Here is a 25,097-nt window from a genome sequence, read left to right as displayed (position 1 = left end):
AACCTCCCGAATTATTCTTGAACTGCAAATTGTTTAAGGAACCGGATATCATTCGTATAGAAGTGGCGAATGTCGTCAATTCCGTATTTCAGCATAGCGATGCGGTCAGGCCCCATTCCGAAAGCGAAGCCTGTATATTTCTTTGAATCAAATCCCGCCATTTCCAGAACGTTCGGATGGACCATGCCCGCACCCAACACTTCAATCCAGCCAGTTTGTTTACATACCCGGCAGCCGTTGCCGCGGCAAATTTTGCAGGAAATGTCCATTTCCACTGAAGGCTCTGTAAACGGGAAGAAGCTTGGGCGCAAACGAATTTCACGGTCGGCACCGAAAATCTTTTTCGCGAATACTTCAAGCGTCCCTTTCAAATCCCCCATTGTGATATTCTCATCGACGACAAGGCCTTCAATCTGCATGAACTGATGGGAGTGTGTGGCATCGTCATTGTCGCGCCGATACACTTTTCCCGGACAGATGATTTTAACAGGCCCTTTTCCTTCATGCTTCTCCATTGTTCTGGCCTGAACCGGCGATGTATGCGTACGCATTAAAATTTCCTCAGTGATGTAAAAGGAATCCTGCATGTCGCGGGCCGGATGCCCTTTCGGCAAATTCAAAGCTTCGAAGTTATAGTAATCGTGCTCAACTTCAGGGCCTTCCGCTACTTTATATCCCATCCCGATGAACAGATCCTCGATCTCTTCGATAATTTTTGTAAGCGGATGGCGGTTGCCTGTTGAGACCGGCCTTCCTGGAAGCGTCACATCAATCGTTTCTGCTTCCAGCTTCTTGGCAACCGCTTCATTTTCAAGTTCCACATTCTTATTTTCAATCGCCTTTGTAATCGTTTCTCTGATCATATTGGCGAGAGCTCCCATTTTTGGCCGCTCTTCCGCTGACAGTTTACCCATGCCTCGCAATACTTCGGTAATCGGTCCTTTTTTTCCAAGATAAGAGACGCGGACCTGATTCAACTCTTTTAAGCCGGAAGCAGCCTTGACTTCTTCAAGAGCTTTCATTTCCAGTTCTTTTAACTTTTGCTCCATTTATATATCCTCCTTCATTTAATCCAATCAAAGTTATGGCATGCCTAAACTTAGACAATAAAAAAAGCCCGCTCCCAAAAAAGGGACGAGGCTATGGTCGCGGTACCACCCTTATAAACATTTTCATGTTCACTTCATTGTCATAACGGCAAGGCCGGCGCATCTTTACGAAATTACAGATAAAACCTGCAATGACGGTCCCGATGCCGACTCAGGAGGTGAACTTCACCCGGATTCCCAACTAAAAGTGCTTGCAGTCAAGGCACTTTCTCCCTGTAAGCGTCTTCCGGCTACTTTTCTCCATCATCGTCGTTTACGATATTAAGATATTCACATTATAGTCGTTTACAGCAATAATTTCAAATCGGTTTTCGCAAATGGTAAAGCAATATGCCGGCAGCTACTGCCACATTGAGAGATTCACTTTTCCCGTAGAGCGGAATATATAGGTTTTGATCGGTCTGCCGAAGATTTGCAGGGTCCACTCCTGCTCCTTCATTGCCTACAATTAAAGCGAATGAATCTGTAGGAGTAACCTCTGTAAAAGGTGACGCATTTTCCAGGGCAGTTCCGTAAACCGGAATATCCGCTGATTTTAATTTTTGTATCCATTCCGTTAAGCTTCCGGTTTCCGTCTGCAAATGAAAATGGCTTCCCTGGGCCGAACGGATCACCTTCGGGTTATAAAGATCACCGGTTCCTTCTCCAAAGATGACTGCATCGATTCCTGCCGCATCCGCCGTCCGGATCATCGTTCCAATATTCCCGGGATCCTGCACCCCGTCAAGAAGGAGCAGTTTCCGATGGACAGCCGGATTTACTCCAGCAGATCTTTTTTTGCAAACCGCAAAAATCCCCTGGGGCGTTTCGGTTGCTGAGATGGCTTGGCTTATTTCCGGAGAGATCAATGTCACCGGAAACTTCCTTAGCTGTTCAATCTCGATGGCTGTAAAATTATTTTGGACCATGATCTCAATAATATCATCCGATTTCAATGCTTCTTCAATTAAATGGGCCCCTTCCAGCATATAATTGCCGGATTGGTCCCGTCCTTTTTTTGTAAGCAGCTTTTTCCATTCTTTGACCCGCGCATTTTTCGCGGATTTAAGTTCTTCCATTTATCATGCAATTCCTTTCGGGACAATTCTTTTTTCATTATACATAATTCAGCTAATTTGCGAAAAGCTAACGGAAGAATCTTTTGAAAAGGAGCCAAGATGAATGGATATTAATATTAGAAGAGCCGTTATTCATAATGTTTCTGAAAACAATCAAGACCAATTACGCGACACAATTGTGGATGCCATGCAAAAAGGCGAGGAAAAATATTTGCCCGGATTGGGCGTGCTTTTCGAAGTGATCTGGCAGAACGCAGATGAGCAGGAGAAAGGCATGATGCTTGATACACTGGAAAATGGATTAAAACAAACATAAGCGGCGGCGTGACCGTCCGCTTTTTTTTGGTTTTTTCACCGTTACCCAAAAATCCCTATAGCCATCTGTTGTGAGTATTTTTCTGTCATTGAATCTCTTGAATCATCTCCACCCTATTGCCAAATGGATCCCTAAACTCAAAACGTTCAAAGTTTGATATTGGTACTGACTCAATTATTTTTATTCCATTTTCCACCAATCTCTTCCTCCAAAACGAGACATCTTCAACTTGGTAGGCTAAGTGGGCTTTTGTTTTTGTCCTTTCAATGCCATCTTCTGTTCCTACATGCACTTCTTTACAGCCAACTTTTAACCAAAATCCCCCTCGTCCCTTTAGTGTTTCGGGCTTTTCTATTTCAATCAAGCCCAATACGCCGCAGTAAAAATTTTTTCCTTCCTTCTCTGCACCCTTCGGAATAGTAATTTGTGCGTGATGCAGTCCGAGAATCATCATGATCTCCCCCCTAATAAAAAAATATTCAAGACGTTAAAACGGAAACCGAAGCATTGCGCCTCCCCTCAAAGAATGGTAAAAAGTACACCACTATTGAGGTGATGTACTTTTTTCCGTTCGTTAATCAAATATGATTTTTTCCACTGCTTCTTTATCCAGCCGCTTTACCACTTCAGTAATAAGTTTAACCGCATTTTCATAGTCATCACGGTGCAATAATGCTGCATGGGTGTGAATGTAACGCGTTGCGATCGTAATAGCCAATGATGGAGCCCCTTCGCCGGCCAGATGTGTGGAGCCTGCATCGGTTCCACCGCCCGCCATGACATCAAACTGATAAGGAATGTCCAATTCGTCCGCGATTCCTGTTACGAAATCACGCAGGCCTTTATGGGAAACCATTGAAGCATCATACAACATGATTTGGGGACCTTCCCCCATTTTTGCCTGCGCCTCTTTCTCGGAGATGCCCGGAGTATCTCCAGCAACACCGACATCCACGGCAATAGCAATGTCCGGCATGATTTTATTGGCAGCTGTCTTAGCTCCCCTCAAGCCTACCTCTTCCTGCACAGTACCTACACCATATACGGTATTGGGGTGATGTTCCCCTTTTAAATTTTTCAGGACATCAATTGCGATGGCGCAGCCGATCCGATTGTCCCAAGCTTTAGCAAGGAGCATTTTTTCATTGTTCATGACGGTGAATTCAAAGTAAGGAACTGCCATGTCACCAGGGCGGACTCCCCATTCTCTCGCTTCTTCCTTGCTTGATGCTCCGATATCAATGAACATGTCTTTGATTTCCACCGGCTTTTTCCGTGCTTCCGCAGATAAAATATGCGGAGGCTTGGAACCAATGACGCCTGTAATTTCACCCTTTGCTGTAACAATCGTCACCCGCTGGGCCAGCATGACCTGATTCCACCAGCCGCCGACCGTTTGGAAGCGAAGGAATCCCTTGTCATCGATTTGTGTAATCATGAATCCAACTTCATCCAAATGCCCGGCCACCATAACTTTTGGTCCGTTTGTATCCCCCGATTTTTTGGCAATCAAACTTCCCAGTCCATCCGTTTCAATCTCGTCGGCGTACGGCTCTATGTACTTTTTCATGATGCTGCGCGGCTCTTGCTCATTCCCTGGAATTCCCTTAGCATCTGTCAAATCTTTTAACATCGATAAAGTGTCATCGAGATTCTGCATCATCATCCCTCGCTTTTGAAAATTTTTCCTTTTTTCATTATACTCAAAAATGGAAGCTATCACAAAGAAATCGCCGTCCGGCTCAATAACCGTTTTGCTGGCGTTTGAAATTCACTTCGTTCTTCTTTTTATAGGCTTCCTGCACTTCATCAAGGGTAAAGCCAAGCGTCTGGCCCAGAATAATATACTGCCGGAAAAGCTCCTCGAAATCCCCGGCATCTTTAGACTGGCGGAAATCATTGACCAGCCTGTAAATCTTTAAAAAGCTGCGGTCTAAATCTTCGTTGGCTTCCTGGGAAACGAGAGAATATTCGCGATCTGAAAAGCCAAGATCCAGTCCAAGGGATAAAATGAAATGGACGCCGTCCACAAACTCTTCCAAAATATCCTCGTGCGCGGACGGGGGCTTTTTGCTCCAAAACTTAAAGCATCTCGTTTCGTTCGCCAATTCACCGACTTCTACGAGCAAAGCCAAAATCTTTTTTTCAAATAAATCTTCTCCTTGCAGCCCGTGTTCCTTTTCGATGTACTGGTCCAATTCATACTGCATGGCAAACCATTCCTGTATTGTCATCATTTATCAATCCTCCATGAAAAAATTATAACAAAGTTGAAACCTTTTATCGCGTTTGTCCGTATGGTTAATAGATTATGTATTGGAGGTCTCATCATGATCTTATTATTTAGATTCGTCATTTTGGCTTTAATTATTTATCTCTTTTATATAGCTGTCAAATTTATACTGGATCCAAAGAGGAAATTGGAAAGTGCCCATGAACAGAAGCGCTTCTTCTTTTATGATAACCCGGATAATATCAGGAAAAACTTTTTGGTCACTTATGAAGGCGTTATGTTTGAAGGGGAAAAATATCTGGGTACAACGGACCGCGCCTTTGAAGTCGTTTCCATTTTCATTTTCCCGCACAACAATGACTTGCTGCAGGGGCTCGGCTACGAGGATTTCAGATTTATTGAAAATGAAGTGAAACTTCGATATCCCAAAGCGGTCATTGACTGGAAAAGCCCTATCAAAGAATTGATGGAGAAAAATAGGAATAATGAAAAGTAAAAATCCTCAAAGGAGTCATGCTACAAAAAGAAGGGGCTTGTTCAATACAGAAGATGCCTTGAAATCAGTGATCAGAAGGTTTAGCTTGGACTTTTAAGGGTTGGTGCATCAAAGTGATTTGTGTGAAAAAAAGTCATGCCATTTGACTGTGACAATTTTTTCACGAAGCATATAGAACAGGATGAATAGGGCCAGAACTATTAGGACTCCGATTCCCGGGGAAAACTGGGTAATGTATTCTCCAAATACAGTGTAAAAGAATGCCAAAGGAATGTTCGTTGCTACAGATCCTTTCATAAACCCCCTGAAGTCAGGTCTTCTTTCCAGGAGACAGAGGTTCAGCAGTTGATAATGAAAGAATGGGATCAAGCGCAATACGGCGATCTGGCCAACAGTCATTTTCGTATGTGCCCCAAACCATTTATGCTTGATGTTCATTAACTTTTGATGAGTTCGGGGAATCCTTCTGATGATAAAATAAAAAAGAGCGGATAGTAGTAGCAGTCCCGCCATTGAATAGACTGTTCCAAGGATACTGCCGAAAAGCATCCCGCCTGCCATGCAGACGAACGCAACCGGTATGAACATGAATTGCCTGACAACGTGGAACAGAATAAATAGCACCGGTGCAAGAATTCCGCTGCCCTGCATAATCGAAAGCATGATTAACAACTGCTCATCCATGATGATCACCTGCTTTCCTATATATATGTATTTTAAGACGAAGTCCGTTATGACTGGGCAAATAAATAAGCAGCCATTCTCACCTATGAAGAATGGCTGCTTTTTATTCTGCCCATTTTGGAAACGGTTTTTGATATTAAAGTGCAGCTTTTGCTTTGTCTGCAAGTTCTGCAAATGCTTTTTCATCAGAAACAGCAAGGTCTGCAAGCATTTTGCGGTTTACTTCGATGCCGGCAACTTTCAAGCCGTGCATCAAACGGCTGTAAGAAAGGCCGTTCATGCGCGCTGCCGCGTTGATACGTGTAATCCAAAGTTTGCGGAAGTCACGTTTCTTGTTGCGGCGGTCACGATAAGCATACATATAAGATTTCATTACCTGCTGGTTGGCAGTTTTATATAATGTATGTTTGGAACCATAATAACCTTTTGCTAATTTTAAAACTTTCTTACGACGTCTGCGGGTAACTGTTCCGCCTTTTACGCGTGGCATATTATTTCCCTCCTAATGCTCCCTAATTATTTAATATTATCAAGCAAGTGCCGAATTCTGCGGAAGTCTCCTTTAGAGACGATTGCCGACTTGCGGAGTTTCCGCTTTTGTTTCGTGGATTTATTGGCGGCCAAGTGGCTTGTATAAGCATGTGAACGTTTCAATTTGCCGGAGGCAGTCTTTTTAAAACGTTTCGCTGCGCCGCGGTGTGTTTTCATTTTTGGCATATGAATTTCCTCCTCAAAACATTACTTTTCATTGATCGGTGCGAGTACAAGGAACATGCTTCTGCCGTCCATTCGTGGCCTGGACTCGACAGTCGCCAAGTCTTTGCATTCATCGGCAAAACGTGTCAGTACTTTCTGGCCGATTTCTTTATGAGTGATGGCACGTCCCCTAAAGCGGATGGATGCCTTCACTTTGTTTCCTTTTTCAAGGAATTTGCGTCCATTGCGGAGCTTTGTATTAAAATCGTGCTCATCAATTGTTGGACTCAAACGAACTTCCTTCACGTTGATCACTTTTTGGTTTTTGCGCGCTTCTTTCTCTCTCTTCTGCTGTTCAAAACGATATTTCCCATAATCCATGATTCTGGCCACCGGGGGTTTTGCGTTCGGCGCCACCAATACAAGATCAAGGTTTGCACGCGCAGCGATATCCAGCGCTTCATTGCGGGTTTTGACACCCGCCTGTTCACCATTTTGGTCAATGAGACGAAGTTCACGGGCACGAATGCCTTCATTCACAAACATATCTTTGCTAATAGTTAGCCACCTCCAAGGTATTTTCAAGAATACTGAGTTTGAGTAAAAATAGGGCTGATCTATTCCGGTCCTATGAGTCTTTTCGCCTATCTTTATCAAGTCTGGTCCATAAAAAATGCGGGCCGCAAAGGGCCCGCACTTAATCATACATAACGTATGGATAATTGCTATACATTCATAACCTGTCAACAGCATGGATGCGTCAATCAGGCGAGAAGCGGGCAGCTCCTTCTTACACAAACAAGTATTCGATTAACCTCTATTAGTTTACCATGGCTACATAAATTTGTCAAATGACAGGCATTTGAAGCCTTGTGATAACAACGTTGTTAATCATACCAAATTTATGTCCAGCCCGCAATGTTTATTTTTCAAGGATCGGGAAAAACTTTATATAGATAGGTCAAGTTACAAGGAGGCTCACTCATATGAAAAAATGGATCTATTCCATTTCGATACCCCTGTTCGCTATTGGATTGGCCGCTTGCTCAAACGATCCATCCGTGGATAACCATCCAAAGGAGCAGGTAGTCCCGCCGCCAAATGAAAATGCAACAACGAATGACGATCAGATCAACAAAGAAGACAGCGGCAACAAATCCGATGACGGAAATGTCCAGGATATGAACGCCAAAAAGCTTATGGACAATTTCCCATATACGAAATTCGATTTGGAAATCGACTATGCCCCAGACATGGAGTATGATTTTGAATATGAAGAAAAGGATGCCGGTTCTGGCTCTTACCGGGCGGAATTGAATGACTCTGTGCATGATAAGAAGCTTAAAGGAATAGAAGCATTCCAGACATTATACACATTAATGCAAGACGTAAGAATCGATGAAAACACAACAAAGGAAGACGCCATCCAGCAAATCCTTGACACATTCCAGCTTGATGACAACTATACAAAATTCGAACTGGACTATACGATGAAAAACGGAACGAAAAAAGAATTTGAGGATAAAAAATAGCCTAAAAACAAATCAGGTGAAGGAAACGGCGTTTCCTTCACCTTTTTTGGGGACTGTCCTCCGCCGCTTTAACGCGTTACCTCATTAAGGGACTGTCCCCCGGCTTCTTCCAGGATACGGTTGATGAATTCTTTCAATGGGACTGTTTCGGTCTTCTTCTCTCCGTATTTTCTCACGTTGACTGCTTCGGCTTCGACTTCGTTGTCTCCGACGACCAGCATGTAAGGGATTTTCTGCATTTGTGCTTCACGGATTTTATAGCCGATTTTCTCATCGCGCTTATCCATTTCCACACGTAAACCACTTGCTTTCAGTTTGTCAGTGACGAGTTTGGCATAATCGAAATGCGCATCCGGAGATACAGGGATCACCTGGACCTGGACCGGAGCCAGCCATGTTGGGAATGCCCCTTTGTATTCCTCGATCAAAAAGGCGACAAACCGTTCCATTGTCGAAACGACTCCACGGTGAATGACAACCGGGCGGTGCTGCTTGCCGTCTTCGCCGACATATGTCAAATCAAGTTTTTCAGGAAGCAGGAAGTCCAACTGTACAGTTGACAATGTTTCCTCCTTGCCAAGGGCCGTCTTCACCTGGACATCAAGCTTCGGTCCGTAGAACGCCGCTTCCCCGTCAGCCTCATAATAATCCAGCTTCATTTCATCCATGGCTGCTTTGAGCATGGATTGCGCTCTTTCCCACATTTCATCATCATCATAGTATTTCTCTTTATCTTCAGGATCACGGTAGGAAAGGCGGAATGAATAATCGTCAATACCAAAATCACGGTACACTTCTTCAATCAGCTGCACTACCCGGATGAACTCGTCTTTAATTTGATCAGGCCGGACAAAAATATGAGCATCATTTAGTGTCATGCCGCGGACACGCTGGAGTCCTGACAATGCTCCGGACATTTCATAGCGGTGCATTGTGCCAAGCTCTGCAATCCTGATCGGCAATTCACGATAGCTGTGAATTTCGTTTTTATACACCATCATATGGTGCGGGCAGTTCATCGGACGCAATACAAGCTGTTCATTGTCCATGTCCATGATAGGAAACATATTCTCTTGATAATGGTCCCAGTGTCCACTTGTTTTATACAAGTCGACACTTCCCAAAACCGGAGTATATACATGATCGTAGCCAAGCTCCACTTCTTTATCCACAATATAGCGCTCAATGACCCTGCGGATTGTAGCGCCTTTTGGAAGCCAAAGCGGGAGCCCCTGCCCCACTTTTTGTGAATTTGTAAACAGGCCAAGCTCTTTTCCAAGCTTGCGGTGATCGCGCTCTTTCGCTTCCTCCAGCATTTTCAGATGCTCTTCAAGATCGCTTTTCTTAAAAAATGCAGTTCCATATACGCGCTGCAGCATTTTATTGTTGCTGTCCCCGCGCCAGTAGGCACCGGCAATGCTCAACAATTTAAAAAACTTGATTTTGCCGGTAGAAGGGACATGGACGCCGCGGCATAAATCGTAAAACTCCCCTTGCTCGTAGATTGTCACTTTTTCATCCGCGGGAATGGCATCAATCAGTTCCTGCTTATACTCATCATGTGCGAACAGCTTTTTCGCTTCATCCCTTGTAACCTCTTTCCGAACGATTTCCAAGTTTTCATTGATGATTTTTTTCATTTCTTTCTCAATGACAGGCAAATCATCCGGTGTCAAAGAATGCTCCATATCCATATCGTAATAAAATCCGTTTTCAATGACCGGCCCGACACCAAGCTTCACACCGGGATAAAGCCTTGATACTGCCTGCGCCATTAAATGGGCTGTACTGTGGCGAAGCACTTCAAGGGCTTCTTCGCTTCCGGGAGTAATGATTTCAATGGAGCAATCCTCGTGGATGGGAGTTCTCAGGTCAATCATTTTGCCGTTCAATTTTCCGGCAACAGCACTTTTCTTTAAACCCGGGCTGATGGAAGCTGCAATCTCTTCCGTTGTAGTCCCCAAAGGAAACTCCTTGACGGACTCATCTGGAAAAGTGATTTGTATTTGTTCAGACATGCAATCTACTCCTTCTTCTTTTATTTAAAATAAAAAACCCGCCCCTGGGAAAGGGACGAGTTTTGAGCACGTGGTTCCACCCTAATTTTCACAAAACGGCTTGGCCGTCTCATGACTTAGAATAAATAACGGATTTGGTCCGCCGCCCACTACTTAACATTTCATGGCCGGAGTTCGAAGGCGGTAAGTATTCAAATCGTGTTAGGAAGCTTTCAGCTGGCCTTCCCTCTCTGTAAACCGTAAAAGAATACTCTTGTCCTTGTCATAACTGTTAGGTTCATTTGATTATGTACGTATTATAGAATGTTGCTTGCGGAAAATCAAGAGGATTCATTTATTTGGTTTTCTGGACCGGTGGAAGGATGACCATTCTCTCTTCAAAAATGTTGACAAGGGTCCTGACAAGCGGTTTCTCCTCGTAAGGTGTATAAAGAATTATTTTTTCAGGAGCCATGGATAAAAGCGGTGCAATGACGGCTGAATCGATATATACAGGATGAATCGCAAGCAGGCGGCGGTCAACCATGTCTATGACTTGTTTTTTTTCCATGGCATGAAAATGCTCATCATAAAATGTTATTTCGTCATCAATTAAAAGATGCACCATTTTCTTTATTGGCGTACGGTCCTTTAAATATTCCCTCAGCATATTAATGAACATCTGATATTCCTGCTCCATCTTGTATTCATCAATGGCCACATGCAAATATCGGATCAATGTCTCCTGATATTTTTTTAGCCTGAAAGTCCAAAGGGAATCAAATAGTACAGAAGTTGACGAGTCCAGAAGAGACCCCACTGCATTCCTGACCAGTTCAAATTCATTTATTTTTCCTGCCAATGCGGTTAATTCTTCCCTCTTTCCGCTGCACATTTCAGATACAATCTCAATAATTTGCTCGCATTCTTCCTCATTTTCATAATAAAATTTTTTGGAAAGTATCTTATGAAGGAATTCGCCTCTTTTCACATGAATGATGAAATAGGCAAGCATATCCATATAGCATTCTTTATCAGGCAATGAAAAAACAAAAGCATTCTGTTGTTTTGCAAATGGCTCTTTCAGGCCGTGTTTAAGAAAAAAAGTTTGCAGCTGAACAGCTTCTTCTTCGCATAAAAGGATGATATCCATGCCGGGCCCCTCCTTTGGCTTACACATTCATACCGTTGATTCATGTATATGGGGGGCACGTCCCGGCTATGCCTTGGACATGAAAAAAGTACCCATTTGAGGGTACTTGGAAAAGCGGAGGCGCTCGTTTAGCGACGTACAAACTGGACGATTCCTGACGAGATAAAGGATAAGGAAAGGCGGAGAGTGCCTGCTTATCGGCGACAAGCATAAGACGAGCGCTGAAGAAGGCGTAGTTTGCCTTCAGCAGCGATTGGCTTATGACCTCGAGTCGATGGCACTCGCAGCCAGACAACACGGCGATGCCGCCAGGCGAGCCGATGTTGACTTATCGTAGGAAGGAAGAGGAAGTCTGCTAGTCGCTGAGCGCTGGAGCTGGACAATGGAAAAGCGGAGGGCGGCCGCTCAGGGGCGACAAGCGCTGGCCGCCTTAAACCGCCACATCCTGTGGCGTCGGCGGCACTAGGACATCCTGTCCGTCGCCGAACTTTTAAAAATGTCTCCGATTCGGCCCGCCCAATTTGACGGGAAGGGAAAGGAATTTGATTCTCTCCATCAATCGCCGTGCTTTCATTTTTTCCTCTTCCCCTCTTTGCGTATAGGTCAAATGATGTTCCAAACCGCTGTAATCAAAGTTCGATGTAAAAAAGGTGGGAAGCTGATCGTGCATCCTATATTGCATGATCGAGCCCAAAATTTCATCTCTGGTCCAGCTCGACATCGCTTCTGCACCAATATCATCAAGCATAAGGACATGTGCTTTTTTCACCGTTTCCAGTTTTTCATTCAATGTCTGGTCCCCAAGCGACTGTTTCATTTCCCGAAGAAACTCCGGAACATACACAATCAGCGATGAAATTCCTTTTTCCGCCAATTGGTTGGCGATGGCCCCCAATAAATAGGATTTGCCGACACCAAATTCCCCGTGCAGGTAAAGTCCTTTCATACTGCTTCCTTGTGTGTACTCGGCCGTAAACCGCTCGGCGTATTCAAACGCATCCAGCCTGCCTTCACTGTCCAATGAAAAATCGGCAAAGGAAGCATTCAGAATATCTTTCGGCATGTAGAAGCTTTCGATCAGCTTCCTTGTTTTCCGCCGCTCGTCATCCAGGATTTTTTCAGGGCATGGGCGGTAATGAATGTCAATTCTATTACTTTCAATGACAAGTGAAGGCTCATAGCCCTTCATGATATTCATACATCCGGAAAGGCCGGGGCAACCGTTGCAATTAATCGTCTGGGACTTGTATTCATACAGTTTCATTAAATTGGTCTCAATCATCCGATCAGTGACTGCGTGCTTATTTTCCTCTAAAAAAGCCTGAATATCGGGATTCTCCAGCACTTCCTGCTTTAAATCTTCGTATCTTTTCCGGAATTCAGGTGCCTGGTACAGCCTTTGCATCGTTTTATTGATGCTTTCCACCTTTTTCACCTCCATTTTTTCGATACTTCCTTTGGATAGCTTCCAGCTTGCGCCTTCTTTCTTCCATGTCAGGATCATGTTTTACGGTTGCCGTTTTTGTTTTCACTTCCGGTTGTTCCTGTTCCTGAAGAACGAACCAGTCCGGAAGCTTTTCGGTACGGATAGGCGTTTTGCGCCTTTGACTCCGTTCATTCTTTTCATTTGCCCACGTCTGATATTGCCGATGTTCATTTTTTGCAAGCTCCATGGCGGCTTTTACCGTCTTGATCTTTTTGCGTGCCCAATGTGAAGCAATCTTCTCCATATAATTCTTTGACAGTTTCATATCTGTCTTCAACATGACATAATGGATCAGCACATTCATGACCCCCGGTTCAAGCTGCTGGCCCAGCATGATTTCTTCCACCGCTGTCAAATCGGACATGGCCGGCTGAGCCCCTTCGGACAGATCAATTAAAAGCTGCCGCGGCGAAGTCGTCTCCAAATAAAAAATGAGTTTGCTTTCCTTTGATAAACCTGCACCATCACTCTCCCGGTACATGACGGGCTGCCGGCGATTGACCAGCTGCGGAAGCTGATCGTCATTTTCCATCTGGTACCAGTCACGTGCCGCCTTTCTCAACTCGTCCAAATCAATTTTATCGTCTGGCGTTATACTTGAAAGGACAACTTTTTGCATATCGATTTCGTTAATAGAATATAAGAAAGAAAGTTTGGTAATAGTGTCCTTGACTGCTGAAGTAAAAGCTTTTCTTGGAACCATGGCAGTGGTCAGGCCGGATAGGAGCAGGTCAAAATTAAAGCTATCTGTGGAAATATGTATCGGTTCCGCCTTTTCGCGGTGAATATACCTCATGTCCGGGTCCGGCGAGCTGTGTTCCTGGCCCTCGAAGTTTTTCAGCGCGTGAACGCTCATGGACGTATAGACATCCTGAAAAGAGCGGGTGACATCTGCAAATTCTTCTTTATTAATGGCTGAATCGGAAAAAGCTCTCTTTAATTTAAGAAAATGGGTTTGCCCGAGCTTTTGGTATAAATAAATATTCAGCATGCCGTCGGTAAAGAACTGTTCCGCTGACAGCGGGGGCTGCAGTTCATAAATATAAACCCTGTGACCGTCCGATTCTTTGAGGAATGTCTTCAGCAGCCCCATGCCTTCCAGCTTCAAACGCGCATGGTAAATATCATCCATATTCAAGCCCAGCAACCCCATGAGATGATAATGGTTCCACTCTTCGGACCATAGACGATTTTCTTCAACCATGTAAGCCAGCGTCGTATACAGATTCGTGCAGTTAACTCCCATCAAAGGCTGATACAAGAAGGAGATGACTTTCTTGTCGTGGTCGCAAATATGGCCATTCATCGCTGCATAAAAACTATCTATAGGCTGGACCTCGTTCCAATATTGTTTCAAGCCAAACACACTCTCACTAATCTTTTTTAATTAAATCTTTCAGTTCATCCAAAAATACATTGATATCTTTGAACTGCCTGTATACCGAGGCAAAACGGACATAGGCGACCTCATCGATTTTGGCAAGTTTATCCATCACCATTTCCCCGATTGCTTCCGAATTGACTTCAGATTGTCCCATGTTTCGCAGTTCACTTTCAATCTCGTTGGTGATTGTTTCCAACTGTTCCAATGCAACCGGCCTTTTTTCACAGGCCCGGATTAAACCGCGCAAAATCTTCTCTCTGCTGAACTCTTCGCGGGTCCCCTCTTTTTTGATTACGATCAGGGGCGTCTCTTCCACACGCTCAAAAGTTGTGAAACGATAGGAGCACCGCTCACATTCACGCCTTCTTCTGATTGATCTCCATTCATCTGCCGGCCTAGAATCCACGACACGCGTGCCATTATGCTTGCATGAAGGGCATTTCATCTTCTTCAGCTCCGTTCATGAGTGCTTCTCCTCATTATACAGCAATTGAAGTGGAAAGAAAAAGGAGAAAAACAAACCCGGTAAAATAGCATTTGGAAAAATAATTTTCAAAAAACATCTGTTGATATTTGTTTAAATGGTATACAGTAAATATATCAAAAAAGCTTTTTGGAGGGAAAGACATGAAGGAAAATACAAAAAAAGAAATGATTTCGTGGGCCAAATCGTTCATAGTTGCGATCATCCTCGCGTTTATTTGCAGGCAATTTCTTTTCTCGCCCATCACTGTTTTTGGAGAGTCGATGTCGCCCTCCTTCCTGGATCACGATAAAGTCGTCATCAGTAAAACGTCCAAAATTCAGCGATTTGATGTGATTGTATTCGATGCGCCAGATATTGAGAATGAACATTACATCAAGCGTGTGATCGGACTGCCAGGAGACAGCATTGAAGTGAAAAACGATGTACTTTATATAAATGGAAAGGCGTATAAAGAACCTTATTTAGATGAAAATAAAAGAATCAGTCCAAGCAACAGCCTCACCGAAGACTTTTCTCTGCTTGAGAAAACGGGGAAAAGCAAAGTCCCTGATAATATGCTGTTTGTAATGGGGGACAACCGTTTAAACAGTAAGGACAGCCGCACATTCGGTCTAATTTCATATGACTCAGTGATAGGCGAAGTGAAATTCCGGTTTTATCCCTTGAATGAGATCGGCTTGCCAAAATAGTGTTGAACTATATAACTAAATATAAAAGGGACAGGCCCACCGCGGATCTGTCCCTTCATTTATTTGACATTAACCAGCTTTTGCTTCTTTTTTATCAAGCAATGATGCTACATAGGAGACAAGGTCTACTACGCGGCAGGAGTATCCCCACTCGTTGTCATACCATGCAAGTACTTTCAGTTTAGTTTCGTCCATAACAATGGTTGAAAGGCCGTCGATGATGGCTGAGTTCGGATTAGTATTGAAATCGATAGAAACAAGCGGCTCAGTCGTAAAGGACAAAATGCCTTTTAACGGACCCTTTGCAGCTGTTTCAAACGCTTTATTCACATCCTGGACTGTTACCGGACGTCTAACATCTACAACAAGGTCAACGAGTGACACGTTAGGTGTCGGTACACGCAGTGCCATCCCATGCAATTTACCTTTCAGATGAGGCAATACAAGTGACAATGCTTTTGCCGCCCCTGTTGTTGTAGGAATGATGGATTGGGCGCATGCACGTGCCCGGCGCAAATCTTTATGCGGGTTATCGAGATTCTTTTGGTCGTTTGTATACGCATGGACAGTTGTCATCAGACCGTTTTCAATGCCAAATGCATCGTCAATCACTTTTGCCACAGGTGCCAGGCAGTTTGTTGTACAAGATGCATTGGAAATGATGTCATGCTTATCGATATTCAAATCACCATCGTTAACTCCCATGACGATCGTTACATCTTCGTTTTTACCGGGAGCAGTCAAAACAACTTTTTTCGCTCCTGCCTCAAGATGCATTGCCGCTTTGTCGCGGGAATTGAATACTCCGGTAGCCTCAATGACGATATCGATACCGAGCTCTCCCCAAGGAAGCTCCAAAGGATTTCGGCTGCTTAACAATTTAATCTCTTTTCCATTTACCACCAAAGCGTTTTCTTTAGCTTTTACATCGGCATCAAAAGTGCCGTGGGTTGTATCATATTTGATTAAATGAGCAAGTGTTTCAGCAGGATAGCTTGCATTGACCGCAACAATATTAAAACGGTCTTCCATGATCGCTTTTCTAAAAACCATGCGGCCGATACGGCCAAATCCATTAATTGCTACATTAGCCTTCATAATAACCGGGATCCCCCTATATAGTGTTATACTTAATTTCATATGATCGTAAATAGTATAACATATTTAAGTTAAAAAGAAAGAACAAAATGATGACTTTTACCGTTAAAATAACCAAAAAAGGGAGCGCCCATTCGCTCCCGTTCAAGGTTTCATTTTCCATTTTTCAATCAGCTGGTCCAGCTGCGTTTCAGTTTCTTCAATGCTCCCATTGTTATCGATCACCGCATCGGCCAATTCCACTTTTTCCCGTAAAGGCATTTGGGATGCGATTCTTGATTTCGCCTCTTTCTCTGTAAAAGCATTTCTTTCCATCAACCTTTTTAATTGGGTCTCTTCATTGACAAAGACCACAATTGTTTTTTCAACAAGATGGGTTAATTTGCTTTCATAAAGGAGGGGAATATCAAGAATAACGGTCTGTTTCCCGGATTCAATTGCTTCTTCCTGCCAATCCTTCATTTTTTTCCGGACGGCAGGGTGGACGATGGCATTTAATTTCTTTCGTTCTTCTTCGTTTTGAAAAACAATCGAACCCAGTTTGGCGCGATTAAGCGTTCCGTCTTCCAAAAGGACTCTGCTGCCAAACGCCTCAACAATGTCCATATATGCCCTTTCGCCCGGCTCCACAACTTTTCTTGCTGCAATATCTGCGTCAACAATGGCAAAGCCCCGTTTTTCCAAAAGCTTGGAAACCGTGCTTTTCCCGCTTGCAATTCCTCCTGTTAATCCTACAATAAAAGCCATTTGCCTGCCTCTTTCGTTTACATTTTTAAAAGTCCGATGACTATCAACAGTACACCCGGAAAAAAGGTGAATTTCTGTATGGCGCGCATGTGGGCAAATAATCCGCCAAAAGCGATGCCTGCAGACAAAAACAATCCGCCCATCAAGGCTGACGCTCCGGATAAAATGATCGGGCTGAACCCGAGCATCGCTGCACCGATCCCCACTCCGAAAGCATCAAGAGACAACGCCGCCCCAAGCATGAATGCTTCAACTCCTGTGACCGTTCCCGAAGAATCGAAGTCGGCCCTGGTCGGTTTTTTTAAAATATGGATGACAATTCCAAGCGATTTGATTTCCCATTTAAACTCCAATTTCTCCTGATGGCCCGCCTGTTCCTTTTCAGATCTGATAAACTGAAGAATAACCCAGCCGCCGATTGCAATAAGGATCGCCCCTCCGATTCGGTTGGCGGCTACAGGAGACAGGAACCCTTGGATCAGCTGTCCGAAAAGCATGGCCGTTCCAAGCGATAAAGCGGTACAAAATGCAATAATCATAATCGACTTTAGAGGAATCTTAATTTTCCTCAACCCATACGCCAATCCGGCTCCAAAGCTGTCAAGACTGATGGCAATTGCTAATAATAAAAGCGAAAATATATAGCCCATCTGCAAGCTCCTTCCCCTTCAAATTGCGATAAATTATTATATGAAGGTTGCTTGCTGATGGTTAAAAAGCTGAATTGTTATGAATTTTTTTGGCATGTTGGACAAAAATGCGTCCCGCGCCCTGCGGCTTTCGTTTTTTCCAGGATGGTTCCGCAGTCGATGCACGCTTCACCGTTCCGCCCATAAACTTGAAGCCTTTCCTGGTAGGAACCGCTCAAGCCCATTGAATCCATATAAGTATTGACCGAGCTTCCTCCTGCAGAGATGGAGTCTTCCAACGTCTGTACCATTTCATGGCACAGTTTCCCGATTTCTTTTTCCGTCAATGTTTTGGCTTTCCGTTCCGGATGTATTTTCGCCTTGTATAAAACCTCATCTGCGTAAATATTTCCAAGCCCGGCCACGATGGACTGGTCCAGCAGTACAGCCTTTATAATCCGTTCCGTTTTCTGAAACTCCGATTTGAGATATTCCGGTGAACATAAAGGTGAAAATGGCTCGGGACCAAGCTTCGCCAAAGGCAATTCTTTATTTTCCTCACCTTTTTAAATAAATGCATCGTCCCGAACTTCCGTACATCCCGGTAACGCATCTCCGTTCCGTCGGAAAACTTGAATGTCACATGTGTATGCTTATCCGCCGGGTCCCCACATTTGTTCACACTGTAATGGCCTTCCATCCTTAAATGTGAAACGAGCGAATAATCATCAAGCATGAAAATCAGAAACTTCCCTTTTCGTTGTAAATCATGGATTGTCTGCCCTGACAAAGCATCATAAAATTGCTCAACTTCAAGAGGTTGCTTGATGATTTTGGGCCAGCCGGATTCAACGCTTTGAATGGTTTTCCCCTGTACCAGCTGAAGCAGCGACCTTCTTACATTCTCAACTTCCGGCAACTCCGGCATCTTCTCACTCCCTGATGTTTAAGCTTTGTTGATTAATTTATTTATATCTAGCTCCGCTTTCCTATTTAGCATCATACCATGTCGGCCCGTATGAATAATCGACTTTCAGCGGAACCTTGAGTTCCAGCGCATGTTCCATCACGTCGGGGACCAATTTTTCCAGCTTTTCGATTTCATTTTTAGGGGCCTCAAATATCAATTCGTCGTGCACCTGAAGTAAAAGGCGTGTCTTCAAGCCTTCTTCTTCAAGCTTTTTATACATATCGATCATTGCTTTTTTTATGATATCAGCCGCACTTCCCTGAATCGGGGTGTTCATTGCAGTCCGTTCCGCAAAGCTTCTGATGTTGAAATTCCTGCTGTTAATTTCCGGGATATACCTCCTTCTATGAAGAAGTGTCGATACATAGCCTTTTTGTTTGGCGTCCATCACAATGTCCTTCATATAATTCCGTACACCGGGGAAGCTCTCAAGGTACCGGTCAATGAATGTGCCGGCTTCTTTCCGAGTAATTCCCAGGTTTTGTGAAAGTCCGTAATCGCTGATTCCATAGATGATCCCAAAGTTGACCGCTTTTGCCTGGCGTCTCATATTGGATGTCACTTCATCCTTGCTGACATGAAAAACATCCATCGCCGTTTTTGTGTGGATATCCATATCTTCCCTGAAGGCTTCCATCAGTTTTTCGTCTTCCGCAATATGGGCAAGAACCCTGAGTTCAATCTGCGAATAATCCGCGGCAAATATCACCCAGTCTTCCTGCGAAGGAATAAAGGCCTGGCGGATTTTTCGTCCTTCCTCCAAACGGATGGGGATGTTTTGCAGATTCGGATCCGTCGAACTCAATCTTCCGGTTTGTGTCAATGCCTGGTTAAAGCGGGTGTGGACTTTATCAGAATCCTTATGCACCACTTTAAGCAGACCCTCTATATAGGTTGACTGCAGCTTTCCGAGCTGTCTGTAGTTCAGGATTTCTTGGATAATTTCATGTGCAGGTGCCAGTTTTTCCAAAACATCCGCCGCGGTGGAATACCCTGTCTTTGTTTTCTTGATGACAGGCAGGCCCAGTTTTTCAAATAAAATGACTCCAAGCTGTTTTGGCGAATTGATGTTGAATTTTTCTCCGGCAAGATTATATATTTTTTCTTCTATCTGTGACAGACGTTCCGCCATTTCGGCTTTCATATCCCTCAGCCGTTCGATGTCCACCTTGACGCCTGTGTATTCCATATCCGCCAGGATGAATGACAGTGGAAGCTCCAAGTCATAGAAAAGATCAAGCTGTTCATTTTTATCCAGTTCGTCAAGCAAAGGCTTATATAAAGAGGCAATCCCCAGTGCCTTTCTGGAAAGGTGCTCAGCCAGAATATCTCCTTCGGCCACTTTTTTCTTGGCACCTTTTCCGTAAACCGCTTCGTCCGTTTGCACGTTCGTATAACCGTGGCGCTGCGCGACGCCTGCAAAATCCGTTGTCGATTCAGAAGGGTTAAGCAAATAAGAGACAAGGAGCAGGTCAAAATCAATCCCTTTCAAGTCAATTCCGTGCCTTCTTAAAGAAACAATCGACCGCTTCCCGTCATAAACCTGCTTTTTCTTTGTTTCGTCTTCCGCCCATTTTTTAAAAACTTTCGATTTCAATGCTGTTTCAGCTGGAAGGAAAACATTTCCCTTTTCGCTTGAAAGGCCAAAGCCGGCAATCGCGCCTGTATGGTAATTATCTTCAAGAATCTCCACATATAGAGCCATATGATTGGCAAAAAGCCCTTCTGCTATTGACTCGGCCGTCTGAAATTCAATTGCTTCATTTTCCGGTTGGTCTTCAGTTTCCTCATCGCCGCCTTCAAGCTTTCCGAGAAGGGAATTGAACTCAAGCTCCTGGAAAAGGGATCTCAGTACAGCAAGGTTATAGCCTTCATACATCAAATCGGACATATTGACATCAATAGGTGCTTTCGTTGAAATAGTGGCGAGCTCCTTGCTCATGACAGCCTGGTCTTTAAATTCTTCCAGACGTTCCTTTAATTTGGGACCGCTGACCTTGTCGATAGATCCGAGGAGATTTTCCAAGGTGCCAAATTCCTTCAACAATTTGATGGCCGTTTTTTCGCCGACTCCGGGAACGCCGGGAATATTATCTGACTGGTCTCCCATCAAACCTTTCATATCAATGATCTGTTCCGGTGTGAGACCGTACTTTTCTTTGATATGTTCCGGAGTATAATTTTCGATGTCTGTAATGCCTTTTCTCGTAATCCCCACTGTTATATGGTCGGTCGTCAACTGGGTCAAGTCTTTGTCGCCGGAAATGACTTTTACTTCATAGCCGTCTTTTTCCGCCTCGATTGCAAGGGTGCCGATGATATCGTCCGCCTCGTAATTTTCAAGTTCGTACCGTTTTATTCCATAAGCATCCAGCAGCTCTCTCAGAAATGGAAACTGTTCGGAAAGCTCCGGCGGAGTTTTTTGGCGGCCGCCTTTATATTCTTTGTACGTTTCATGGCGGAACGTCGTCTTCCCGGCATCGAACGCGACCAAAATATGGGTCGGCTTCTCTTCCTCCAACACTTTCATCAGCATCGTAGTGAAGCCGTAGACCGCATTTGTATAAACCCCTTTTTCGTTATGCAGCAGCGGCAAAGCGAAAAAAGCGCGATAGGCAACACTGTTCCCGTCTATGAGCATTAATTTCTTACTATTTTTTCCCAAGCCAAATACCTCCTAAGCAAGCAGAGCGTCCGCCTGTCTGATATTTTTATTCTAGCATGTGTGTTCGGGAATGTGAAAAAAAGAGCGGGTAGAGGAAAGGAGTTTTACTTAAAGATGATCTGTTTATTGAGTTATTTGAAAATTTAAATAGCAACTCTTGTTCCCCTTCGTTAATTCTGATGGATAAGAAGTTGGACTGAATTTGGAGCATTGAAACTGGGTTGAGAACATTGATTCCGAATTGAAAGACTTCCGGACCGAGACAAGAGCGGCACTTCAAATCATCCAGACCGAACAACAGAGCACCCGTGAGGAAATGACCCAACGATTCAAAGAAGTGAAACATACGCTGAGCCATTTGGAGTCAGATATTATATACACCTTTCAAAAAACAGCTGAGCATGAATTAAAGCTTAATCGTATTAAAAATTTATGATGCCTCACTCCTGGACAAACTCGTTCGAAAATAAAGAATAAGATTATACCCGATTCAAATGGGTATCCTTAAATTCTGTGGGGTACTTTAATCCATAGCCGAACATCCTATCCATACCTATATGGGATACCCATATTAAACCGATTGCCAAGGTTGTTGAACTGACAAATAATAGGCCAAAGAATATAACAATCATTGCTACCGTATATGTATGGAATACATTATATATGATTGCACCGATTTTATTATTGATTAAATATCCAAACATTGAAAGATCCGGTGCAAATAAAAGTACAATAAACAATATCCAACTGAATTGGTTATATCCATAAATCCATAGACTTAAGGCTAATACCACGAGCCCTTCCACATGTAAAAGCGCCTTATTCAATTTTCATCCCTCCAGGAAATCACTTGACCCCATTTTCAAACTAAAATGCCGGGTACTCTTGCCCCGGCACTTCGATCATTTCGTATACCCCATTAGCAATCTTGCATATGGAGAATCAGCCGGCAGTACGATAACTGTATCTTCGCCGATTGTCTTTTTATAGGACTCCAGGGTTCTGTAAAGCTGATAGAATTCCCGGTCTTTCGAAAAAGCTTCGTTGTAGATTTTAGCGGCTTCCCCTTCTCCTTCAGAGCGGATCACTTCCGCATCAGCCTGCGCTTTGGAGAGCATTTCCCTTACTTTCCGATCAGTTTCTGCGGTTATCTCGTTTTTCTTCGCGTCCCCTCTTGACAAATATTCCTGGGCTGTTGATTCACGTTCGGAAATCATCCGGGTATAGACTGAATTTTCGTTCTCATTTGGAAGGTCTGTGCGTTTCATTCGAACGTCTGTAACAACGACACCGTATTCGTCTTTTGACAGCAGCTCATTGACTTTTTCTGTAACCCTGTCGTTCAGGCTTCCACGGGAGGATTTTTCATCATTAATAATTTCATCATAGTTCAATTGGCCAAGTTCCGTCCGGACAACCGAATAAATGAATTCTTCCATTCTCGATTCGGCGTTTTCCACCGTACGCGCATTGGCAATCATCTTTTTCGGGTCAACGATTTTCCATAGCGCATAATTATCTATGATCATCCTTTTCTTGTCTTTCGTATTGATCTCCGCCTTTGACACATCATAAGTCATTTGATATTTGGGAAGAGTTGATACACTTTGAATAAACGGCACCTTCATGGCAAGCCCCGGTTCCGTCTTGATTCGCACAACCTCGCCAAACTGGCGGATAACCTTATACTCCCCTTCTTTCACTACAAACAGACTGGAAAACAAAATCAGCAGAAGGGCAATCAATATGATCAGGAATAGGCCAAATCTTGTATATTTGCGCCATTCGACTTCAGCAGCCTTGCGCGAACCGAAATCAATTATTTTTTTGTCCATGCTGCTCATCCCCCTCCGTCTTCTCCGCCTGTTGCGGCTCTTCTTTTTCCATTGGCCGGATTGGGAAGTATTTCAACGTATTTCCGTCATCGTTCATGATGTAAATCTCTGTTTCCGGAAGAACCTGCTCCAGCGTCTCAATCGTCAAACGCTCCCTTGTTACCTCGGGGCTGCTTTTATATTCTTTATAAAGCTTATTAAAAACAGCTATGTCTCCGCGTGCGGTTTCCAGCCTTGCGGCTTTTTCCCCTTTCGCTTTTGACATAATGGCGGCTTTTTCCCCTTCAGCCTCATTCATTTTCTGGTTCTGATATTTTCTTGCTTCGTTTATTTTCGTGTTCATCGTTTCCCGTGCATCCGTTACCGCTGTAAAAGCACTTCGGACTTCTTTATTTGGAAGTTCTACATCTTTAAGTTTGACGGCCAATATGGAAATCCCGACATCATATTTTTCCATAAGTGAAGTTAACAGGTCCCTGACGTTCCCTTCAATCTCGGCCTTTCCGGAGGTGAGCGCATCATCGATTTTTGAACTTCCGATAATACTTCTTAATGATGCGGATGTTGCATCATACAGCACCTCTTCGGGGTTGTCCGCATTAAATAAATATTTTTTGGGGTCTGTTATCTTCCACTGGACGACAAGATCCGCCAAAACGATATTTTCATCCCCTGTAATCATTTTGGTTTCATCGGACAGTTCCTTTTTCCCGTCTGATTCTTTAAATCCAAACTGGAGGCTCTTTGTCTCCCTTGCAAGCTTTTCAACCCGCTGAACCGGCCATGGAAGTTTAAAATGCAATCCAGGATCCGTTACCGTTTCACCGGCTCTGCCGAACGTTAAAATCACCGCCTGGTCCGATTCATCCAGCGTATACCAGGATGTAAAAAGCGAAACGACGAGCAAAATTCCGGCAATCAAAATGCCTGCCGCTGCGTAAACCCTTTTTAAACTCATTCCCCACGTTCCTTTCTCTTTATCTCTTATACCATTGTATTACGGGACATTAGAAAAAAGGTTTCATTATCCGCTTTTAATAAGAAAAGCGCAAGCGCCTTGCCCATCGACGTACAGACTGGAGTGCCTCCGACGAGATAAAGGAAACACGGCGAGGAACGAGCCGATGTTGACTTATCGTAGGAGGAGGTGCGAAGTCTGCTAGTCGATAGGCGCTGGAGCTAGACAACACAAAAGGCTTTGTTCAAAATTTTAAAGCTAAAACATCTTATGCTTTCTTACTCAGTAAAAAAAGAACAGGCCGAATCGCCTGCTCCATTTATTTTCCTAAGGATGGGTATGGCGGGCATACAAGGAGGGTTCCCCTTATGGCCGTTTCGCCGCGGTCAGTCCCGAGCACATTCACAGTGATCGTATGATCCCGTTCATTGACATCGATAATTTCAAACAAAAAATCGATTGTTGCATAATGAAAAACCGGTTTCAAAAATTCTATTTCCTGCTTAAGGATATTGGAGCCCGGCCCCGGCAAATATTTTGTAACAGCCGAAGTGATGATTCCCGTCAACATGATCGGTGGGACGATTGGCTTTTCATACGGTGTTTGGGAAGCATAGTCATGCTGGATATAAAGCGGATTGGCGTCATTTGTCAAACCAAGATACAGCAACAGATCCTTATCTTCGATTTTCTCTGTCAGCTTCAGCTTTTCGCCTCTTGAGATTTCACCAATCTGCCGCCCAAGCTTACGCTTTTTCCCCAATAACAATAAGAGCACCCCCGAAAAAAGTTTATGAGTTTGCGATCTATTGTGAAATATAATACCATTTTTATTATTGAAAACAAAGTAAGAAAAGCGCAAGCGCCTTGCCCAT

Annotated in this window: 26 protein-coding genes, 1 pseudogene and 3 other annotated features; of the genes and pseudogenes, 4 read left to right on the top strand and 23 right to left on the bottom strand. The window is 43.9% G+C overall.

Features of this window, described 5'->3' with window-relative positions:
* Window positions 1-11: 11 nt before the first annotated feature.
* Together pheS and D4N35_RS14845 are read right to left on the bottom strand one after the other, a co-directional pair.
* Window positions 12-1,049 carry a phenylalanine--tRNA ligase subunit alpha gene (gene pheS, locus D4N35_RS14850; RefSeq protein WP_120075072.1) on the bottom strand — a complete coding sequence of 346 codons (1,038 nt, stop codon included), beginning with the start codon at window positions 1,047-1,049 and terminating at the stop codon, window positions 12-14.
* Between the two features lie 78 nt (window positions 1,050-1,127).
* Window positions 1,128-1,365 (bottom strand) — a binding site (T-box leader).
* Between the two features lie 43 nt (window positions 1,366-1,408).
* Window positions 1,409-2,167 (bottom strand): TrmH family RNA methyltransferase, encoded by a 759-nt coding sequence (locus tag D4N35_RS14845; RefSeq protein WP_120075070.1) that lies wholly within the window; start codon window positions 2,165-2,167, stop codon window positions 1,409-1,411.
* A gap of 103 nt (window positions 2,168-2,270) precedes the next feature.
* Between D4N35_RS14845 and sspI the strand changes: the two genes are divergently transcribed.
* Window positions 2,271-2,483, top strand: coding sequence for a small acid-soluble spore protein SspI (sspI, locus tag D4N35_RS14840; protein ID WP_120075068.1), 213 nt, complete (start codon window positions 2,271-2,273; stop codon window positions 2,481-2,483).
* An 85-nt stretch (window positions 2,484-2,568) separates the two neighbouring features.
* Here the strand turns inward: sspI and D4N35_RS14835 are convergent, their stop codons facing one another.
* From D4N35_RS14835 to D4N35_RS14825, 3 genes are all read right to left on the bottom strand, one after another.
* Entirely contained in the window at window positions 2,569-2,934 is a 366-nt protein-coding gene (locus D4N35_RS14835) for a VOC family protein (RefSeq protein ID WP_120075094.1), read from the bottom strand.
* Window positions 2,935-3,057: 123 nt separating this feature from the next.
* Window positions 3,058-4,143: a M42 family metallopeptidase gene (locus D4N35_RS14830; protein WP_120075092.1), complete on the bottom strand. Its 1,086-nt coding sequence runs from the start codon at window positions 4,141-4,143 to the stop codon at window positions 3,058-3,060.
* Between the two features lie 82 nt (window positions 4,144-4,225).
* Entirely contained in the window at window positions 4,226-4,717 is a 492-nt protein-coding gene (locus D4N35_RS14825) for a dUTP diphosphatase (protein ID WP_120075090.1), read from the bottom strand.
* Window positions 4,718-4,813: 96 nt separating this feature from the next.
* Between D4N35_RS14825 and D4N35_RS14820 the strand changes: the two genes are divergently transcribed.
* Entirely contained in the window at window positions 4,814-5,212 is a 399-nt protein-coding gene (locus D4N35_RS14820; RefSeq protein ID WP_120075066.1) for a sigma-w pathway protein ysdB, read from the top strand.
* 108 nt (window positions 5,213-5,320) lie between these two features.
* Here D4N35_RS14820 and D4N35_RS14815 read toward each other — a convergent pair whose 3' ends face one another.
* The 4 genes from D4N35_RS14815 to infC form a co-directional block, all read right to left on the bottom strand.
* Complete coding sequence (locus D4N35_RS14815) at window positions 5,321-5,896, bottom strand: TVP38/TMEM64 family protein (protein ID WP_120075088.1); 576 nt, start codon at window positions 5,894-5,896, stop codon at window positions 5,321-5,323.
* Window positions 5,897-6,032: 136 nt separating this feature from the next.
* Window positions 6,033-6,386: a 50S ribosomal protein L20 gene (rplT, locus tag D4N35_RS14810; RefSeq protein WP_120075063.1), complete on the bottom strand. Its 354-nt coding sequence runs from the start codon at window positions 6,384-6,386 to the stop codon at window positions 6,033-6,035.
* A 26-nt stretch (window positions 6,387-6,412) separates the two neighbouring features.
* A complete protein-coding gene (gene rpmI / locus D4N35_RS14805) occupies window positions 6,413-6,613 on the bottom strand; it encodes a 50S ribosomal protein L35 (protein WP_120075061.1) in 201 nt (66 codons plus the stop codon).
* Window positions 6,614-6,634: 21 nt separating this feature from the next.
* A complete protein-coding gene (gene infC / locus D4N35_RS14800; RefSeq protein WP_120075059.1) occupies window positions 6,635-7,138 on the bottom strand; it encodes a translation initiation factor IF-3 in 504 nt (167 codons plus the stop codon).
* A gap of 115 nt (window positions 7,139-7,253) precedes the next feature.
* Window positions 7,254-7,390, bottom strand: a sequence feature (ribosomal protein L20 leader region).
* Window positions 7,391-7,578: 188 nt separating this feature from the next.
* Here infC and D4N35_RS14795 point away from each other — a divergent pair.
* On the top strand, window positions 7,579-8,124 hold the full coding sequence (locus tag D4N35_RS14795) for a YusW family protein (RefSeq protein WP_120075057.1): 546 nt from the start codon (window positions 7,579-7,581) through the stop codon (window positions 8,122-8,124).
* Window positions 8,125-8,192: 68 nt separating this feature from the next.
* Here D4N35_RS14795 and thrS read toward each other — a convergent pair whose 3' ends face one another.
* From thrS to nrdR, 5 genes are all read right to left on the bottom strand, one after another.
* Window positions 8,193-10,142, bottom strand: a complete 1,950-nt coding sequence (thrS, locus tag D4N35_RS14790; RefSeq protein ID WP_120075055.1) for a threonine--tRNA ligase — start codon at window positions 10,140-10,142, stop codon at window positions 8,193-8,195.
* 48 nt (window positions 10,143-10,190) lie between these two features.
* Window positions 10,191-10,417 (bottom strand) — a binding site (T-box leader).
* Window positions 10,418-10,476: 59 nt separating this feature from the next.
* Window positions 10,477-11,274: a putative sporulation protein YtxC gene (locus D4N35_RS14785; RefSeq protein WP_164876396.1), complete on the bottom strand. Its 798-nt coding sequence runs from the start codon at window positions 11,272-11,274 to the stop codon at window positions 10,477-10,479.
* A 490-nt stretch (window positions 11,275-11,764) separates the two neighbouring features.
* Entirely contained in the window at window positions 11,765-12,700 is a 936-nt protein-coding gene (gene dnaI, locus D4N35_RS14780) for a primosomal protein DnaI (RefSeq protein ID WP_120075086.1), read from the bottom strand.
* Complete coding sequence (locus D4N35_RS14775; protein WP_120075051.1) at window positions 12,684-14,117, bottom strand: replication initiation and membrane attachment family protein; 1,434 nt, start codon at window positions 14,115-14,117, stop codon at window positions 12,684-12,686. Before D4N35_RS14775 ends, dnaI begins: the two co-directional genes overlap by 17 nt.
* Window positions 14,118-14,133: 16 nt before the next feature.
* Window positions 14,134-14,589 (bottom strand): transcriptional regulator NrdR, encoded by a 456-nt coding sequence (gene nrdR / locus D4N35_RS14770; protein ID WP_120075049.1) that lies wholly within the window; start codon window positions 14,587-14,589, stop codon window positions 14,134-14,136.
* Between the two features lie 182 nt (window positions 14,590-14,771).
* Between nrdR and lepB the strand changes: the two genes are divergently transcribed.
* Entirely contained in the window at window positions 14,772-15,320 is a 549-nt protein-coding gene (gene lepB / locus D4N35_RS14765; protein WP_120075047.1) for a signal peptidase I, read from the top strand.
* A gap of 69 nt (window positions 15,321-15,389) precedes the next feature.
* On the opposite strand, the gene D4N35_RS14760 is transcribed toward lepB, so the two are convergent.
* The 9 genes and pseudogenes from D4N35_RS14760 to D4N35_RS14720 form a co-directional block, all read right to left on the bottom strand.
* The gene (locus tag D4N35_RS14760; protein WP_120075045.1) at window positions 15,390-16,418 is read right to left on the bottom strand and encodes a glyceraldehyde-3-phosphate dehydrogenase; all 1,029 of its coding nucleotides are present in this window, start codon (window positions 16,416-16,418) and stop codon (window positions 15,390-15,392) included.
* Window positions 16,419-16,562: 144 nt separating this feature from the next.
* Window positions 16,563-17,165 (bottom strand): dephospho-CoA kinase, encoded by a 603-nt coding sequence (gene coaE, locus D4N35_RS14755; protein ID WP_120075043.1) that lies wholly within the window; start codon window positions 17,163-17,165, stop codon window positions 16,563-16,565.
* A gap of 17 nt (window positions 17,166-17,182) precedes the next feature.
* Window positions 17,183-17,815: a sporulation membrane protein YtaF gene (ytaF, locus tag D4N35_RS14750; RefSeq protein ID WP_120075041.1), complete on the bottom strand. Its 633-nt coding sequence runs from the start codon at window positions 17,813-17,815 to the stop codon at window positions 17,183-17,185.
* 77 nt (window positions 17,816-17,892) lie between these two features.
* Window positions 17,893-18,722: pseudogene (gene mutM, locus D4N35_RS14745) on the bottom strand (DNA-formamidopyrimidine glycosylase).
* Between the two features lie 61 nt (window positions 18,723-18,783).
* Window positions 18,784-21,405 (bottom strand): DNA polymerase I, encoded by a 2,622-nt coding sequence (gene polA, locus D4N35_RS14740; protein ID WP_120075084.1) that lies wholly within the window; start codon window positions 21,403-21,405, stop codon window positions 18,784-18,786.
* Window positions 21,406-21,908: 503 nt separating this feature from the next.
* Window positions 21,909-22,256: a DUF4260 domain-containing protein gene (locus tag D4N35_RS14735; protein ID WP_120075037.1), complete on the bottom strand. Its 348-nt coding sequence runs from the start codon at window positions 22,254-22,256 to the stop codon at window positions 21,909-21,911.
* A gap of 75 nt (window positions 22,257-22,331) precedes the next feature.
* Window positions 22,332-23,264: a protease modulator HflC gene (hflC, locus tag D4N35_RS14730; protein WP_120075035.1), complete on the bottom strand. Its 933-nt coding sequence runs from the start codon at window positions 23,262-23,264 to the stop codon at window positions 22,332-22,334.
* Entirely contained in the window at window positions 23,245-24,222 is a 978-nt protein-coding gene (hflK, locus tag D4N35_RS14725) for an FtsH protease activity modulator HflK (protein WP_120075033.1), read from the bottom strand. Before hflK ends, hflC begins: the two co-directional genes overlap by 20 nt.
* 319 nt (window positions 24,223-24,541) lie before the next feature.
* The gene (locus D4N35_RS14720; protein ID WP_120075031.1) at window positions 24,542-24,991 is read right to left on the bottom strand and encodes a MaoC family dehydratase; all 450 of its coding nucleotides are present in this window, start codon (window positions 24,989-24,991) and stop codon (window positions 24,542-24,544) included.
* Window positions 24,992-25,097: the final 106 nt, after the last annotated feature.

Origin of the sequence: Siminovitchia fortis, from assembly GCF_003605365.2 — a bacterium.
Lineage (GTDB): Bacteria > Bacillota > Bacilli > Bacillales > Bacillaceae_C > Siminovitchia > Siminovitchia fortis.
The sequence above is the reverse complement of the archived record's forward strand: the minus strand, read 5'-3'. Positions and strand labels throughout refer to the sequence as shown.

Excerpts from the sequence above, each read along its gene's own strand:
- pheS (WP_120075072.1), bottom strand. The coding sequence starts at position 1,049 with ATGGAGCAAAAGTTAAAAGAACTGGAAATGAAAGCTCTTGAAGAAGTC.
- D4N35_RS14845 (WP_120075070.1), bottom strand. The coding sequence starts at position 2,167 with ATGGAAGAACTTAAATCCGCGAAAAATGCGCGGGTCAAAGAATGGAAA.
- sspI (WP_120075068.1), top strand. The coding sequence starts at position 2,271 with ATGGATATTAATATTAGAAGAGCCGTTATTCATAATGTTTCTGAAAAC.
- D4N35_RS14835 (WP_120075094.1), bottom strand. The coding sequence starts at position 2,934 with ATGATTCTCGGACTGCATCACGCACAAATTACTATTCCGAAGGGTGCA.
- D4N35_RS14830 (WP_120075092.1), bottom strand. The coding sequence starts at position 4,143 with ATGCAGAATCTCGATGACACTTTATCGATGTTAAAAGATTTGACAGAT.
- D4N35_RS14825 (WP_120075090.1), bottom strand. The coding sequence starts at position 4,717 with ATGACAATACAGGAATGGTTTGCCATGCAGTATGAATTGGACCAGTAC.
- D4N35_RS14820 (WP_120075066.1), top strand. The coding sequence starts at position 4,814 with ATGATCTTATTATTTAGATTCGTCATTTTGGCTTTAATTATTTATCTC.
- D4N35_RS14815 (WP_120075088.1), bottom strand. The coding sequence starts at position 5,896 with ATGGATGAGCAGTTGTTAATCATGCTTTCGATTATGCAGGGCAGCGGA.
- rplT (WP_120075063.1), bottom strand. The coding sequence starts at position 6,386 with ATGCCACGCGTAAAAGGCGGAACAGTTACCCGCAGACGTCGTAAGAAA.
- rpmI (WP_120075061.1), bottom strand. The coding sequence starts at position 6,613 with ATGCCAAAAATGAAAACACACCGCGGCGCAGCGAAACGTTTTAAAAAG.
- infC (WP_120075059.1), bottom strand. The coding sequence starts at position 7,138 with ATGTTTGTGAATGAAGGCATTCGTGCCCGTGAACTTCGTCTCATTGAC.
- D4N35_RS14795 (WP_120075057.1), top strand. The coding sequence starts at position 7,579 with ATGAAAAAATGGATCTATTCCATTTCGATACCCCTGTTCGCTATTGGA.
- thrS (WP_120075055.1), bottom strand. The coding sequence starts at position 10,142 with ATGTCTGAACAAATACAAATCACTTTTCCAGATGAGTCCGTCAAGGAG.
- D4N35_RS14785 (WP_164876396.1), bottom strand. The coding sequence starts at position 11,274 with ATGGATATCATCCTTTTATGCGAAGAAGAAGCTGTTCAGCTGCAAACT.
- nrdR (WP_120075049.1), bottom strand. The coding sequence starts at position 14,589 with ATGAAATGCCCTTCATGCAAGCATAATGGCACGCGTGTCGTGGATTCT.
- lepB (WP_120075047.1), top strand. The coding sequence starts at position 14,772 with ATGAAGGAAAATACAAAAAAAGAAATGATTTCGTGGGCCAAATCGTTC.
- D4N35_RS14760 (WP_120075045.1), bottom strand. The coding sequence starts at position 16,418 with ATGAAGGCTAATGTAGCAATTAATGGATTTGGCCGTATCGGCCGCATG.
- coaE (WP_120075043.1), bottom strand. The coding sequence starts at position 17,165 with ATGGCTTTTATTGTAGGATTAACAGGAGGAATTGCAAGCGGGAAAAGC.
- ytaF (WP_120075041.1), bottom strand. The coding sequence starts at position 17,815 with ATGGGCTATATATTTTCGCTTTTATTATTAGCAATTGCCATCAGTCTT.
- polA (WP_120075084.1), bottom strand. The coding sequence starts at position 21,405 with ATGCTCATAGACGGGAACAGTGTTGCCTATCGCGCTTTTTTCGCTTTG.
- hflC (WP_120075035.1), bottom strand. The coding sequence starts at position 23,264 with ATGGACAAAAAAATAATTGATTTCGGTTCGCGCAAGGCTGCTGAAGTC.
- hflK (WP_120075033.1), bottom strand. The coding sequence starts at position 24,222 with ATGAGTTTAAAAAGGGTTTACGCAGCGGCAGGCATTTTGATTGCCGGA.